This is a genomic window from Nonomuraea basaltis (assembly GCF_005893125.1).
Taxonomy (GTDB): Bacteria; Actinomycetota; Actinomycetes; order Streptosporangiales; family Streptosporangiaceae; genus Nonomuraea; species Nonomuraea basaltis.
In genome coordinates this window covers 1-641 of record NZ_VCJS01000635.1, presented here as the reverse complement: position 1 = coordinate 641, position 641 = coordinate 1, and the positions used below count along the sequence as shown (strand labels likewise).

General features: G+C 69.3%; 1 protein-coding gene. It reads right to left on the bottom strand.

Annotated features, from left to right (window positions below):
• Positions 1–186: 186 nt before the first annotated feature.
• Positions 187–459 carry a hypothetical protein gene (locus EJK15_RS69810; RefSeq protein WP_206062427.1) on the bottom strand — a complete coding sequence of 91 codons (273 nt, stop codon included), beginning with the start codon at positions 457–459 and terminating at the stop codon, positions 187–189.
• Positions 460–641 lie beyond the last annotated feature (182 nt).

Here is a 641-nt window from a genome sequence, read left to right as displayed (position 1 = left end):
GTGACCTCGGGTGCACCTACTGCCGAGACCGGCCCGCGCGACCAAGCCTGGCCCGAGACCATGCCCCCGCTGAGCCCGCCTTGCGCCGGGCAGCCCGGCTGGCCAGCCGACGGGTCCTGCGACACCGGCCGACGGGCCCGGCCACCGGGTGGTGATCGGGGCCGTCGGGTCGGGGGTCTTGTCGGGTTAGTTGCCGGTCGTGGGGTCGAGGAGCTGGGCTTCGAGGTCGGCGACGCGGCGGTCCTGGAACCGCATGTTCGATCGTGCGGCTTTGAGTCGTTCCTCCAGGGTTCGGTTGTCGGTGGTGAGTTGCCGTACTCGCTGCTTGAGGGTGGTGTTCTCGGTGGTGATGCGCTGGATGGCGTCCTGCGTCCACTCAGCCTCAAGATCTCGGATCTGGCCCAGGAGTTCGCCGATGCGGCGCCGCTGTTGGACGATCTCGGCGTGGGCTGCCTTCAACGCGTCCTCGGCGTTGAGGGCGCGCTCCCGCCATGTCGCTTGGGTGTAGCTCGGCTCGTCCTCAGGGAGCCTCCAAGCCCGCCGCCGGCCTCGCTATACTCCGGCGATATGGCCGATCTGCTCTTCGACGCCGTCGAGCGAGCACAGCTCAGCGACCTGTTCGACGAGCTGGGTCCCGAGGC